Below are 13,954 nucleotides of genomic sequence, written 5' to 3'. Positions count from 1 at the left end.
ATTTCAATTATACAACTTTAGTTCTTAATTTGGTTGGGAAAGAAAGATAATTTAAGAATACATATGAAATCAAAAAAAGAGCAATTAGAAGAGTTAGAAAAGGAGTACGAGAAACATCTAAAATCCTTGGATAATGAGACTTTACCTTCCTTAAAAAAGCAACAGAAATTTGTGAAAATAGCAAAGGAGTTGGAAGAGAAGATAAAGATCTTGAAAGGGTAAAAATATTGTATTACATAAAAAGCCCATGACTTTTGTCATGGGTTATAGAAATACCAAAACACTAACAGAAAAAATGCACAACACAACTCAAAAATTAAGTATACTCGACCAACTAATGTTATTAGCTATAGATGACAATAAAGGTACTTTTGTATCAGATTATTCTATTTTCGGCTATTGTCTTGCAGGAGCAGCATTATATGATCTGACTTTAAAAGGAAAAATCGTCATTGAAAATGAGAGAGTGAAAGTAATCAACAGGGAAAAGGTAAATGATCTTGCATTAGATAAATGTCTTGAGATGATTGACCAATCAAAAAAAGAAAGAAAGGTAAAAACTTGGATAGATAAATTAGGACAACGTGAAAAGAGTTTAAGAAAGCATAGCTTAAACAAATTGATAGGTTTAAATATCCTCGAAGAAAAAGAAGATAAGATCTTATGGATTTTTAGTAATAATAAATATCCCACTAAAAATGAAATTCCAGAAAATGTAATCCGAAAGAGATTAATGGATATCATACAAGAAGAGCAATCCCCTGATAATAATGATATAATGCTGATTAGTTTGGTGAATGCATGTAGTCTTAATAAAGAGGTTTACGGTAAAAAAGTAGCCAAAGAAAAGAAGAAAGAAATTAAGGCTATCATTAAAAATTACCAATTTGCCGATGAGACAAGTACATTGATAAAAGAAATTCATGAATCTATTATAGCGGCTTTAACAATAATCATGATCGTTCCTGTGATTGCAGCTACTTAAAACCAATGATAATTAATAAGGATTCTTTTCTTGGAGATTCAAGTAATTAGAAATAATGTATAACTTATACCATTAATGATAAAAATGGTTTAAAAAAAGTAGTTTCCTTAAAGGAACTACTTTTGTTATTTCTAAACTATAATAAAAATAACAGCTTGCAATATAGAACCAATAACACTATGAACACTTTGTTATACTATCACTCTCAATTACAAATTGTTGTTTTGCATAATTCAGTAATAAGGAATGCAGAAAAGCTGCAACTATTTTAAAATATCAATGAATATAAACGATAAAACTTTTTTACTACAATTTAAAAAATAGTAGATCTAATAGATAAAGAATAAAAGTCATTTTGACATATATTAATTAGGGTGAAAGCACTTTGAATTGTATAATAATAGATACTTTATTCTTTTTATTCACTATTCAATCATGCTTCAATTACATAATAACAACAAATTCAAGTTTGAGCAAAGAACAATACATGTACATGGACTTGGTACTGCATTAAGTTTTGGAATGCTGATACCATTACATGCAAGAGGAGTAGCTGTACATGCATATTTAACATCAAGAGGTTATAAATATGGACAATCTGCAGAAGAAATCTATAATGTATTGCCATTTTATTTTAAAACAGTAGGGGATACGAAACTATTAGCTTTATTAGCGACTAAAGATGTTTCTCATAAAATATCTCAGTATAATGATCCATCATTAGCAAATGAAACAAATAATTTATTTTGGGAAGATAGTGGTATTAATAGAAGTAGAGGAGCAGAGAATACTACAGATTTTGATCATTTTAAATCATGGTTGGATCATATTTTTGATACGATTGCAGGACATGATACTAATATTGTATATGATGTTTTAGGTGGATTCCATTTAACTAACTTTCAATTTTATGGAGGTTTAGGTGTTTTTTACGGTATAACGGTAGCTTTTCGTTCCTATCAAAATAAAGTTTCGTTAAAAGAAGGAGTACAAACAGTTTCTAAAGCCGTTGCAATTGGTTTTGCTAATAAATTGATTATTTCCACTTTTGGGTTTAAAGCTTGGTTAGGTTTTTATGCATTGAAATATTTAAAAAAAGGAATTGTATATAGTTTTGATTCTGTAATTCAAAAATGGAAAGAAGAAGGTAAATCTCCAGAAAGAATTGCTGCATTAGAAAGAAGAGTCTCTTATTTAAGAGACTTAAACAAAAACTTGAGGAAAACATTAAACAATCTTGCTCTATCTCAGTATCAAAATTTACCCAAAGTATTGAAAGACGCCTTCTCATATATAGAAGAATTTGTTTATGCAGGTAAAGTAAAACTTAGAAGTTATTTTATAAATACTCAAAACTTTATTTTAAGTATTTACGATAAATTTATTTCGTTTATAAAATCAACAACTGTTTATACACAGGTGATTAGTCCCTTGAGATATAGAATTACTAACTATATACTTAAACCTATAATGGATAATATTATACAACCTTTTGTAGAAAAAGTAATTTTAAAAAAGAAAACAGCACACCAACCCCAAAAAAAGAATACCATATTTAATAACCTATTGGCATTCTTTAAAAAATACATAGTGGAACCAGTTAAGAAATATGTTGTAAAGCCAATTAAAAATCTATTTACAAAGATTTTAAATAAAATTAGAGAAATATTTAAGCCAATACATCAATGGATGCAGAAGTCCAAATTAGTTAGGAGTTGTGGAAATATGTATGCAGCATTTACAGAGAAATTAGCTGAAATACTTACATATGACTATAGTAATAAAAATATAAATTTATCTAAAAAAGAAGTTGTGACAAGAATCCAAAATAAGTTAAGTAAAAGTTTAATGAGTAATTATCAGTTTACATTAACTTAAAAAGCATGATCATTATGTAATTAGCTTAATGATTTAAGAACTTTCTTTCATTAAAGATGTAACAACTCTAACTATACAAGAGCTTTTGAAAACTAAGTAAAGTTATAAACTATACACTTCTTTCTTTTTTAATCAATTATTGAAGAGAGAAGTGTATAATGTTACATTCTTAATAACAATAAAGATTTTAATCAAAATTTTAATTACTACGTTATATTTATTGTTTAATCTCAAACTAATTAAATTGCTATTGCATAATGAAAAACTATACTACAATATTTTTATTGCTTTTTGCTGCCTTTATATCTTCTTGTACAATGAATGATGAGAACGAATTCTCACATTTTGAATCCTCATATTTCAGACACGAGGTGGTTGTTGAAGATACTTTATACTTTTTTGGTGCAGCTGCACATACAGATTACAAGATTGGTAAAAACGGGGTAATTCATTTTAATTCAGGGACACTAGATTTTTGTAATTTTAAAATTGAAGCTGGAGGTAAATTAGATTTCCATGGAGATACTAATATTCATAATACCTCAATAATTGCTGATGGAGAAGAGTATTTTTGTATCTCTGTTCCGAATATTAATGTTTCAATAAATGGAATAAAGATAAACACATCTGAAACTGGTTGTTTTGATGATAAAGATCTACCCGTAGAACTTATTTCTCTAACTTCAGAAAAAAAGGAAGAAAATATTCTTATTAAATGGTCTACAGCTTCTGAAGAAAATAGTGCTTATTTTGGAGTGGAAAGATCATATGATCAAAAAAATTGGGAAGAAATTTCTCAAGTAAAAGCTGCCGGTAATTCTCAAGTACGTGTAGATTATAGCTTTCTTGATGATGAAATTGGACAAGTAAATCAAGTGGTATATCACCGTTTAAGACAAGTGGATTTTGATGGACAGTTTACTTATTATGGTCCTGTTGCTGTAAAAATGGGTGAACAGAATGATGCTCAAGTAACCATGTATCCAAACCCAGTTGTTTATGCTGAACCTCTCAATATTGTGTCTAATTTTTCTGATATGACGGTGAAAATTTATGATAATACAGGGAGGGTGTTTCTAGATCGTTCATATAACAATAACTATGCATCTATTCCAATGGACTATGGAAAAGGAATGTTGATGATCGAAGTGACATCGGGTAGCCAGAAAATAGTGGAAAAGGTTATTGTAAAGTAATATATTTTGTAATGTTGATGAAAAGGTAGACTCTTTACTAAAGGGTCTACTTTTTTGTTTATCAATACATCTTAATTTGTAAGAAGAAATGATTATTTTGCAACACATTAAATTAGAAATGTGATGAAAAAAAGAAATAATCTGATGCTAAAGGATGCCAGTACAGGGATTCGTACCAATAAATTTTTATTAGATACTTACAGGGATTTGATGCGAAATAATAAAAAAAGTATCGCAGAAAATCATGAATTATTATTTATAAGTACTATTCTACAGTTCAAGTCAGAGGAATTTGAAAAAGGATTTGAAGATACTAAATTAATGAAAACCACAAGGTTAGTCTTGGCTTTAGTCATGAATGGTCATGGTTGGAATTATGAAGATGCTTTTGAATATGCCGTATCTGATGCAGGAATAAAGATGATTGAAATTTGTGATCAATTATCAGAAAATATTGGGACTAAATTTTATGATAACATTCATACTGTAGTTTCTTCGGTGAAACCAGAGGAATAATAATATCAATATATATCGTTAAAAAACAGCCTCTTACTAGATGAAAGGCTGTTTTTTTATACCCTAAAAACAGTATTGAGACGCATTATATGGTTAAAGCAAGTTAAATAAGTATTTAATTGCAACGCATTAAATATAAATAGCGTTACTTCAATTGTGGTTACTCTACTATGATTGAAACTTAACTTTCTTACCCAATCATGAATAGCCACTAGTTAAAAAGTAACATTAAAATTAAAACCAAATGAAAAATCAAATTAGTACCACTGCTATTTACTGTGTTTTTGTAATGATCATGATTTCATTCTTTGCATCACTAAGTTCATGTTCAAACGAACAAAATGAAGACCCTGAACCACAACCTGATCCAATTACTTCAGGGTATAAATTCACTCATGTAATTGTTGATATGAAAAGTTCAGAAGAAGAGATTGATCCTGTCAAAGATGAGGTGAGTTTTTATATCTGTAAGGATGTAGATACTTATGAAAAGCAAAAAGTAATTATAACAGACGTGGGAATTCTTTCTCAGTTAAAGGAAGAAGGAGAAGTATTAGTCAAGTTAGATGAGGCTATTGTTATTCCGGCTGACCAACCATTTTACTGTTTTGGAGAGTATTTAGGAGCAGGTGAAGGAGTATTAAGTCCTATAGGAGATTTTAAAATTGATATCCCTGAAGATTTGGTAAAAGAGATACCTAAAGACAAAATTGTTGATGCTCCAGGTCCAATTGGAGTTACTGGTTTTAATCGTCATAAATAAAGAATTATCTAACTCTAAATAATATGAATCACTATAATTTAAGGTATCCACTTTTACCCTTTCTTCTTTGTTTTTCATTGATAACACATGCAGGTATTCCTCCTGTTTATCATCAAATTGAACTAAATGATAATAGCTCCTTTTATACCATAGAAGCACAAGGGGATTATTATGAAGTGGGTCTTGCTCATGGCAAGAAGTTCAAGAAGGAAATAAGATATATGCTGAACCGATTTAAATTTGAATTGGTCGAGCCAATGATGCAATCAGTTGGTTTGGAGGCGAATTACAAAGCTTATAGAGAATATTGTTTGTATAAAACATCCTTTCTGAAACATATCAAACAATATACTCCAGGCTTATATGATGAAGTTTTTGGAATTTCAGAAGGTGCACAACTATCTTTTGATGACCTGATGGTGTACAATATTTCTTTCGATGAATTATTTGCCATTTTGGAAGAAATGAGTGGTAAAAACCCTTCTTTGGTAGATGGGAATCGTTTAAATGGACACTGTTCGGCTGGAGCAATATGGAACAACGGAAAGTCATCAGTATGTTATTCTTTGGATTGGGCAAAAATGTTTGAAGGATCCCAAGCATTAATGAAATACAATGTGGATGGCAATATTCTATTGTTAACGGGTTATGTTGGTACAGTAGGTATACAAGGGGTTAATTTACAAAACGGTTTTTCGGTAAATGCCCATTCCAAATTTGACCTTAGGGCTGATATTCATAAAGGTTTACCTTCTTTATTTTTTGCAAGAGAATTGATGGAAAGTAGCAACAAAAAAGAAGCTGTTTCAAAGTTAAATCAATTACCTATTGCTGTAGGTATTGGATATGTCATCACGGATTATCAAGGGGCAGAGGCTTATGAACTGAGTGCTAATCAAAAGATGAAAATTGAAACCTTAAACAATAGGTTAGCCATTTCGAATGATCTACGTGCCAATGCAGATATGAAAATATCAGTAAAAAAGTATTTTAATATTGATGAAGTCGATTTACATCATTTATCTGCTGATTACTGGAAACATAATCAAGACTCTGAACTAAGGTTTACCATGATTCATAATTACTTGAAGAAGGTGAATGTGAATACAGTCAATTGGATTGATGTCTTTAGTAAATATCCAATAGCTAAAGAGGTGTCCATAGATATGCCGGTAACCAATTGCTGGATCATTGTCAACTTCGATAAAGAGTTTATGGATATTCAAACTTCACCTTCTCACCCAGGAGGACTACCGTTAGAGAGTTTCAGAATTAAATATAATTAGGTGTAAACTTTTAAAACAAAAAAACACCCCACATAAGTAGGGTGTTTTTACCTTGATAAAAACTTGAAAGTGAATTTTAGTAGTTAGTTATCATTTTATATTGGATAACTGAGAGTACACAAAAGTGAGACAAACACTTTTGTGTACTTTCTTTATTGTACAATAATTCGTTTTACAACCATTTCGTTTCCAGTCTGGATTTTGATGATATACATACCATTCGATAACCCTAGTGTGTTCACTTTTAGCTGATGAACACCACTTGTAAGTGCTTTATGTATTGGAGAAAGAACTTGTTGTCCGTTCATATCAAAAGCTTGCATTTGAACTGTAGTAGGTGATTTTAGTTGAATATCTAAGGTAAATCCATCTGTGACTTGAGTAGGATATAAGTTCATTAGATTTTCTTCTATCTGTCCTAATCCACCTATCTGACGACTACTCGAACCTTCTGGATTTGTATTGTACCATTGTCCATCTTTGTACCAACCCTCACCACTTCTATTCAGGTCAGGTGTTTGTCCGCCGCTACCATTATGGAATAATAAATTCGAAGAAGTGGCTCCATCAATAGTATAGGTATACCATCCGTTACCTTCGCTTGTCATTGCTTCACCAGGCCAATTACTAGCAGCACCGTTAGAAGCACCCCAATAATGAATGCGTGTACTATTTCCCCAAGAAGATTTGTAATGGATCACTAAACCATTGCCTGGTTCGGGAGTAACAGGAGCAGTATCAGACCATTGACCGTCTTTAAACCAACCATCTTTATCTCTTGTCATATCTTCCGTTTTGTTTCCATTTCCATCATGAAATAATAGATTGGTAGAAGTAACCTCTTTAGGGAATTCATATACATACCATCCGTTTTCGGTAGACATAGTTGCCCCTGGCCAAGCAGTACTTGATACACTACCAATAGGAAGAGCTCCCCAATGATGAATCAGATTATATCCTTGAACATATACTTTAAATCCACCTTCAGGAGTTGGAGAAGGAGTCACTGTAAACGAAGCAGATCCCGTAGCTGAAGTATTACCAGCATTATCAACGGCATAATAAGTTACAGTGGCATCTTCTGTTAATGTTAATGATACAGAGTTATTAGCAGAAATGTTTCCTCCTCCATTTATAGAATAGAATACTGTAGGAGCAGCATCTCTATTATCAGTAGCAGAAATACTTACTTGTACTTCATCTTGATACTCTCCTCCATCAGGCGAAATAGAAACGCTTGGTGCTTCTGTGTCTGGTGTTGGAGGTTGAGGTTCAGAAATCCATCCGTTATCGTACCAAACATCACCACAAATATTTTCTTCATCACCGGTAATCTTAGTGCCATTTTCTAATAAAATTAGATTGGTGCAAGATCCATTAATTGTATACTCGTAAAATCCTTCATATGTTGATGATGCTTGCATTGTTTCACCAGGCCAAGTAGTGGTCTGATCACCATCTACAACACCCCAGAAATAAATACTCGCATTACCCGCATTGGATGGCTTAAAGTAAACAGTCATGCTTGCGGCCTCATTGAAAGTGTATCTTCCTTCTACTACATCAGAAGAACCGTTTTGATCAATTGCCACCGCTTTTACCACAACTGTTTCTCCAGCCTGCCCACACACATCAAACACATCAGTATATTTTGTAGAACTACTTGTTGGAACATCTCCATTTGTAGTATAATAGATATCACCACTTGTTGTTGTTAATGCTACATTAGCACATCCACCAGGGAAATTACCACTAGGAGTATTTAGTGTTAGGGTAGGTAATGTTACTACATTGCCTCTATCCCAAATAGCATAACCAGGACCTGAAACTTTAATGTTCCATCCTGCACCAGGTGACCAATTACCACCACCAATTTTCATGGCTACTTTATCATCAATAATCGCAGCGTAGTAGTTGTTATCATTTGTTCCTTCAACTTGCACATAACTTGTATTAGTAATACCATTTGCCTTACGGATAGCAATCATCTCTTTTAGAGCATCACTGATACCGTAATTGAAGTAATGAGAATAAAAAACTACAGGAACACCTGGGTGAGTTAAGATATAAGCATACCCTTGTAACAACTGAGAATTATCTGATGGGTTGTTAGGGAATGAATTATTACCATACTCAGAACGTACAGGTTCTGTATCATGATTATCTAAAAATGTAACGGCCTGACTACCTCTTGTTCCTAATAAACTTGGTAGACCGTTTAAATAATTATAGTTTCCATTTACAGCATCATGTAAAGTATATTTCAAAGGAAAATCAAAAGCTGAAGAAGTGTTTTGAGCACCATCTAACCAACCTACAATTTCGTTGTAAGGTTTCCATTGTTCACCAATCGAAATGTAAGGACTTGTATGATTGTTGTATTCAGCAAAGTAATAAGCGTTGAAACCATGTACAAAGTCATATCTCCATCCGTCAAACCCTACATCATTTTTTAACCAAGTCATCCATTTTTTAATTTCATCACGAACGGTTAAAGAATTATGATTAAGGTCTCTTGCTGCTTCATATTGTGTTCCAGAATCGTTGTCTCCACATGCAGCACCTATTTCAGTACTGTATTCACTCCAATTGACTTCATCATCAGAACAAATAGAAGAACAGCCACCTAAAGAAGGCTCTGTAAAATCGGCCCACCCAGTAGAACCGACTCTATGGTTAATCACAATATCAGCAATTGCTTGAATATTATTATTTCCAAGGTTTTGAACTAATGTTCTTAGTTCTGCTTCAGTACCATAATTCGAATTAAGGTCGTACCATTTTCTTGGTAGATAACCTGCTCTGTCGCCAGCATCTGATGGAGGCGGTAACCAAATGGCATCAAATCCTGCATCAGAAATTTCACCCACTTTAGAGTTAAGATTTTGCCACCAATCTTTTTTAGTTGCATCCGCAGCTTCCCAATGGAAACCTTGAAGAAGAACATCGCTTCTATTTCCTTGTTGTGCAAATACATTTAAAGAGGACATTAGTAGAAGAACGCCCATTAAGAGGACGGAATGAAGTTGTAAATTTTTTTTCATTTCAATGTAAAAAAGTGAATAAATAATTAGTAGTCTAATCAGGTAATTTCTATTTGAAGGACTTTACCCGAGCTGGTTTTACAATGTTACAAGATTATGAAGTGTTAAACGTACCATTAAGTAAGAAATGAGTACATCAGACTTATTGAAACGTGCCTTTTTATGAATTGGCACGTTTAATTTATTGATATACAGCTACTTGAGATTGAATGTGTTCTATTTATTGATTTATGTTAATGATTAATCGAAGACCATTATTTTAATGCATTATTTTACTTTTTAAATATTATTTATGCTGTGAAGAGTTCAGTATTTGTTGTATATTGTTATATCTTTGTTCGTAAAATTCTTTATTATTAACCTAAGACTTAATAGATGAAATACATCTTATCTGCTATTTTCTTTAGCTTGTTATTATCGTGTGCGAATAATTCTGATAATATTCCAGGTTTCGTACCTATTGATTTATCAACGTATACCAAAATTGTCTCTTCAGATGAAACGATGAGAGGTACTTTTGTAGATGAAAAAATTTTAGTAACCTCTAATAGTGTACTGACCATTGCTGGGGGTACTTTTTTGAGATGTTTAATTGAAGTAGATGAAGGAAGTAGTATATCTTTTACGAATACTACTGACATGAGGGATATGCAAATTATTCTTCATGGAGAAGATCAACTTTGTGTGGCTACACAAGGAATTTCAGTAATTATCAATGATAATACTTTTACTAACATAGCGACAGGATGTTATGATGATGATGACCTTCCGGTAGAATTAATTTATTTTACTTCAAAATTGGTATCTGAAGATATACTACTAGAATGGGCTACAGCCACAGAAACTAATTCTGACATTTATGAAATTCAAAGATCTTACGATCAAAAAAGTTGGGATATCCTAGACACTGTTCAAGCTGCAGGAAATTCAGATGTAAAATTAGAATACGATTACACGGACAGTGATTATAAAAATATAAATGGAGTAGTTTATCATAGATTAAATCAAATTGATTTAGATGGTAACAATAACTATTTCGGTCCTGTTGCAGTTAAGCACGGAGACCATGCAGAAGATGAAGTAATTATGTATCCTAATCCAGTCAATTTTGGTGATGATTTAAATATTACGACTACTTTTGAAAGCATGAATATTAAAATTTATGACTCTATTGGAAGGATCCATTATGAAAGATCTCATTCATCCAATTTCGCAACAATTCCAATGTATTTTGGTACAGGGCTATTAATTGTTGAAATCAAATCGGGATCTAGTACTATTACTGAAAAAGTGATTGTTGAGTAATAAACATTAATTCTTCTTCTTCTCCTCATCCCTAACCATACTATTAAGATTATGGTTAGGGATGAGGAGTTTTTTTATGTCTTAAATAGGGTAATGGAGGATTACTTTCCCTTTTACTTAAGAAAATATGCTAAAACTAATTTTTAAGATAAAAACTAAAAAATGAGAAATCTACCACTATTAATCCTATGTGTTATTTTTTTACAATCATGTGTATCTAATGAAGAGCATTTAGGTGACTTTGTTCCAATTATTAATCTGGAAAGTGATTATATTATTATTAAATATGATTCTGTTCACCCTGGAAATTTTGCCAATACGAGAATTAAAATAATCAATAACAGCAAGCTTACTTTCAAAGGAGGTGATATGGACAGAGTTGAATTTGATATTGAAGCAGGAAGTAGTTTATCATTAACTCATAATCCAGTTCGACTACATAATGTAAAGATCAACCTTAATAATGCTAAAGGACTTTGCACAGAAAGTAATAATGCAAGAGTGATTATTAATGATAAAACATACGATAATGTAAAAAGGGGTTGCTATGGAGTTGAAGATCTACCAGTAACTATTATCTCATTTAAATCAATAAAAAAAGGAAAAAATATTGAATTAAAATGGTCAACAGCAACAGAGGAAAATAATGAGTTATTTGAGATAGAAAGGTCATTAGATATGATGAATTGGGAAACTGTTGCACAAATTAAAGGAGCCGGTAATTCTAATACCAAAGTAAATTATCAATTTTTAGATGAAGATGTACCTTCTGTTTCAGGGGTGGTGTATCATAGATTAAAACAGATTGATTTTGATCAAAAGTGGGAATATATAGGGCCAGTTGGGGTTAAAATGGGAAGTGCTTCTGAAGAAAATGTAGTGGTTTATCCTAACCCTATTTCATTTGGAGAAAATTTAAAAGTGGTCAGTACATATCATCATATGAATGTGAAAATTTTTGATTCTAGCGGACGAACTTATTTTGATGAAACTATTTTATCTAATCTAGCACAAATACCTATGAACTATGGAAAAGGTGTTTTATTTGTTGAGGTGAAGAATGGTACGACATCATCAACTCATAAAATTCTTGTTTTATAAGAAAGATTTAAACTTGATGATTTCAATGCTATCATTAGCCCTAGTTTTTGTACTAGGGTTATCGTTTTATATAGACTTCCTATATTTCTTAGGAGATATTCCGACATCTTTTTTAAATGATTTCGAAAAGTGATTAGGATTGGCGTAACCTAAAGCATAAGCAATATCAGTTAAAGAATATTGAGGGTCTGCCAACATCTTTTTTGCATGGATAATTCTATAATGTTGAACAAATTGATGGGGAGGAAAGCCAAAAGCAGAACGAAAATGATTCCTTAATTTTTGAGGACTTACTCCAAAATGTTCACAAACTTCCTCAATACTTATCTTTTTATCAATTTGTTCAATAAGATAATCTCGGATTCTCAACATAAGCTGAGTGTCTACGGATAAAGTTTTAGCTTGACTCCCTTTCCAACGATTTTCTAATTGCATAAAAAATAGGGTGAATAATTGTATCCCATAACCTAAACTTAAACCGATTCTACCCAATTCATTATTCTGTACCTGAAATATTTTTTCTATTAGTTCTTCCATTTCAGCCGTTAATAACTCATAGAAGAAGATAGGTTTGTTTTGGGTCATTGCCTCCACAAACTCAGGGAATCTATTGCGTGTGATTTTGTTTACTTCATTAAGACGAATTCTGATATTGATAAGGTGAAATTTTTGTTCTTTTGGAACCAATGTTTTGAGTTGGTAATTATTAAAAAATAACATTGCACCAGAAGACTTTTTATTGGTGACTTTAATTTGATCATTTTCTTGATCATGTTGTATTAATTCTTTCGAAAATCGAAGAATTAATATTTTATCATCGGCCTCTTCTTCTTCTAATATAACATCAAAATCAAGCTTTGAACTAGTCACACCCAATTCAAAATGTTGTAAATCATCGTATATTTCAGAATATAAATAATAGTCCCCATCTTCATAATGTAACTTTTTACCTTCTATCTTCTTATTCTCAAGCTTACTTGTAATTTGTTCTAGGGTATTTAACGAGGTTGATTTACCTTTTACTTTTATTATGATAGGAGAATTCATGAAATGTGTTTTTTGACCAAAAATAGGTTATTTGTAACCAAAAATACGCAAAAAAAACGATGATATTGCATTATCAAATTACAAATAGAACAAAATACATTAAGTTATGCCAATTGCTATCATCGCACAATCGATAATTTCTGCTATTTCTATTCCTACTGAGGCAGACAATATTAACATCCACCTTAATAATGGAGAAGTGGTGTCAATAACTAAATCAGAGTGGAAAAAAGGAAAAAAAGAATCTGACGAAAATACCATTATCTATTATAGAAAAAAGGAAAGATTTGAAATATTAAAAACTGATATAGCTTACGTTCGATATGAATCTTTAGAAACTTACGATAAAACAGCAGATTTTATGGAAGAATATGCTAAGATTCAAGATTTAGATGATGATGTACTAAAATATTACAATACAAAAAGACATAAAAAATCGAGGACCTCACAAACTTTTGCAGTAGGTGCAGGTACTATCGGAGTTTTAGTAAATCCTTGGTTCCTATTAGTTACGCCTTTGCCTTGGTCACAAGCAGTAGGTACCATGAAAAGTGTTGATTACGAATACTGTGTTAGAGGGAAAGAATGGAAAGAACTAAAGAAAGAAAGAAAAGCATACGTGAAAGCCCTAAAAGAAAAGGCTAAAGCGGAACAAAATGTAGAAAATAGTTAATGCAGATAATTGGCGGTTCTCCTCACCGTCGTTAAATTATTTATTTTGAAAGTACACTTACATTTGTGAGTGTGCTTTTTTTTGTTAATAAAATATTAGTTGGTAGTGAAATATAAAGCAATCATTTAATTTTGAATAGAATATAAAATCAATTACTTAT

The 13,954-nt window shown here is 31.6% G+C and carries 12 protein-coding genes; 10 read left to right on the top strand and 2 right to left on the bottom strand.

Annotated elements, in window-relative coordinates:
* Positions 1–63: 63 nt before the first annotated feature.
* The 7 genes from NH26_RS25565 (at position 64) to NH26_RS23845 (ending at position 6,624) form a co-directional block, all read left to right on the top strand.
* Positions 64–222 carry a hypothetical protein gene (locus NH26_RS25565; RefSeq protein WP_158022030.1) on the top strand — a complete coding sequence of 53 codons (159 nt, stop codon included), beginning with the start codon at positions 64–66 and terminating at the stop codon, positions 220–222.
* Positions 223–247: 25 nt separating this feature from the next.
* On the top strand, positions 248–985 hold the full coding sequence (locus NH26_RS23870) for a GOLPH3/VPS74 family protein (RefSeq protein ID WP_084812365.1): 738 nt from the start codon (positions 248–250) through the stop codon (positions 983–985).
* 435 nt (positions 986–1,420) lie between these two features.
* A complete protein-coding gene (locus NH26_RS23865) occupies positions 1,421–2,863 on the top strand; it encodes a hypothetical protein (RefSeq protein WP_044217172.1) in 1,443 nt (480 codons plus the stop codon).
* Positions 2,864–3,120: 257 nt separating this feature from the next.
* Positions 3,121–4,059 (top strand): T9SS type A sorting domain-containing protein, encoded by a 939-nt coding sequence (locus tag NH26_RS23860; RefSeq protein ID WP_044217170.1) that lies wholly within the window; start codon positions 3,121–3,123, stop codon positions 4,057–4,059.
* Positions 4,060–4,182: 123 nt separating this feature from the next.
* The gene (locus NH26_RS23855) at positions 4,183–4,575 is read left to right on the top strand and encodes a hypothetical protein (RefSeq protein ID WP_044217168.1); all 393 of its coding nucleotides are present in this window, start codon (positions 4,183–4,185) and stop codon (positions 4,573–4,575) included.
* A 244-nt stretch (positions 4,576–4,819) separates the two neighbouring features.
* Complete coding sequence (locus NH26_RS23850) at positions 4,820–5,338, top strand: hypothetical protein (RefSeq protein ID WP_044217166.1); 519 nt, start codon at positions 4,820–4,822, stop codon at positions 5,336–5,338.
* A 23-nt stretch (positions 5,339–5,361) separates the two neighbouring features.
* Positions 5,362–6,624: a C45 family autoproteolytic acyltransferase/hydolase gene (locus NH26_RS23845; RefSeq protein ID WP_084812364.1), complete on the top strand. Its 1,263-nt coding sequence runs from the start codon at positions 5,362–5,364 to the stop codon at positions 6,622–6,624.
* Between the two features lie 152 nt (positions 6,625–6,776).
* Here the strand turns inward: NH26_RS23845 and NH26_RS23840 are convergent, their stop codons facing one another.
* Positions 6,777–9,668, bottom strand: coding sequence for a starch-binding protein (locus tag NH26_RS23840; protein ID WP_084812363.1), 2,892 nt, complete (start codon positions 9,666–9,668; stop codon positions 6,777–6,779).
* 375 nt (positions 9,669–10,043) lie between these two features.
* On the opposite strand from NH26_RS23840, the gene NH26_RS23835 reads away from it, so the two are divergent.
* Complete coding sequence (locus NH26_RS23835) at positions 10,044–10,973, top strand: T9SS type A sorting domain-containing protein (protein WP_044217162.1); 930 nt, start codon at positions 10,044–10,046, stop codon at positions 10,971–10,973.
* A gap of 162 nt (positions 10,974–11,135) precedes the next feature.
* Positions 11,136–12,074: a T9SS type A sorting domain-containing protein gene (locus NH26_RS23830; protein WP_052431696.1), complete on the top strand. Its 939-nt coding sequence runs from the start codon at positions 11,136–11,138 to the stop codon at positions 12,072–12,074.
* 66 nt (positions 12,075–12,140) lie between these two features.
* On the opposite strand, the gene NH26_RS23825 is transcribed toward NH26_RS23830, so the two are convergent.
* The gene (locus tag NH26_RS23825) at positions 12,141–13,121 is read right to left on the bottom strand and encodes a helix-turn-helix domain-containing protein (RefSeq protein WP_044217160.1); all 981 of its coding nucleotides are present in this window, start codon (positions 13,119–13,121) and stop codon (positions 12,141–12,143) included.
* 106 nt (positions 13,122–13,227) lie between these two features.
* On the opposite strand from NH26_RS23825, the gene NH26_RS23820 reads away from it, so the two are divergent.
* Positions 13,228–13,794, top strand: a complete 567-nt coding sequence (locus NH26_RS23820; RefSeq protein WP_044217158.1) for a hypothetical protein — start codon at positions 13,228–13,230, stop codon at positions 13,792–13,794.
* Positions 13,795–13,954: the final 160 nt, after the last annotated feature.

Origin of the sequence: Flammeovirga pacifica (assembly GCF_000807855.2) — a bacterium.
GTDB lineage: Bacteria > Bacteroidota > Bacteroidia > Cytophagales > Flammeovirgaceae > Flammeovirga > Flammeovirga pacifica.
This window is presented reverse-complemented; position numbering and strand designations above follow the sequence as displayed.

What these genes read in the sequence shown, in the direction of transcription:
- NH26_RS23850 (WP_044217166.1), top strand. Translation starts at nt 4,820, where the DNA reads ATGAAAAATCAAATTAGTACCACTGCTATTTACTGTGTTTTTGTAATG.
- NH26_RS23855 (WP_044217168.1), top strand. Translation starts at nt 4,183, where the DNA reads ATGAAAAAAAGAAATAATCTGATGCTAAAGGATGCCAGTACAGGGATT.
- NH26_RS23835 (WP_044217162.1), top strand. Translation starts at nt 10,044, where the DNA reads ATGAAATACATCTTATCTGCTATTTTCTTTAGCTTGTTATTATCGTGT.
- NH26_RS23860 (WP_044217170.1), top strand. Translation starts at nt 3,121, where the DNA reads ATGAAAAACTATACTACAATATTTTTATTGCTTTTTGCTGCCTTTATA.
- NH26_RS23870 (WP_084812365.1), top strand. Translation starts at nt 248, where the DNA reads ATGACTTTTGTCATGGGTTATAGAAATACCAAAACACTAACAGAAAAA.
- NH26_RS23830 (WP_052431696.1), top strand. Translation starts at nt 11,136, where the DNA reads ATGAGAAATCTACCACTATTAATCCTATGTGTTATTTTTTTACAATCA.
- NH26_RS23840 (WP_084812363.1), bottom strand. Translation starts at nt 9,668, where the DNA reads ATGAAAAAAAATTTACAACTTCATTCCGTCCTCTTAATGGGCGTTCTT.
- NH26_RS25565 (WP_158022030.1), top strand. Translation starts at nt 64, where the DNA reads ATGAAATCAAAAAAAGAGCAATTAGAAGAGTTAGAAAAGGAGTACGAG.
- NH26_RS23865 (WP_044217172.1), top strand. Translation starts at nt 1,421, where the DNA reads ATGCTTCAATTACATAATAACAACAAATTCAAGTTTGAGCAAAGAACA.
- NH26_RS23845 (WP_084812364.1), top strand. Translation starts at nt 5,362, where the DNA reads ATGAATCACTATAATTTAAGGTATCCACTTTTACCCTTTCTTCTTTGT.
- NH26_RS23825 (WP_044217160.1), bottom strand. Translation starts at nt 13,121, where the DNA reads ATGAATTCTCCTATCATAATAAAAGTAAAAGGTAAATCAACCTCGTTA.
- NH26_RS23820 (WP_044217158.1), top strand. Translation starts at nt 13,228, where the DNA reads ATGCCAATTGCTATCATCGCACAATCGATAATTTCTGCTATTTCTATT.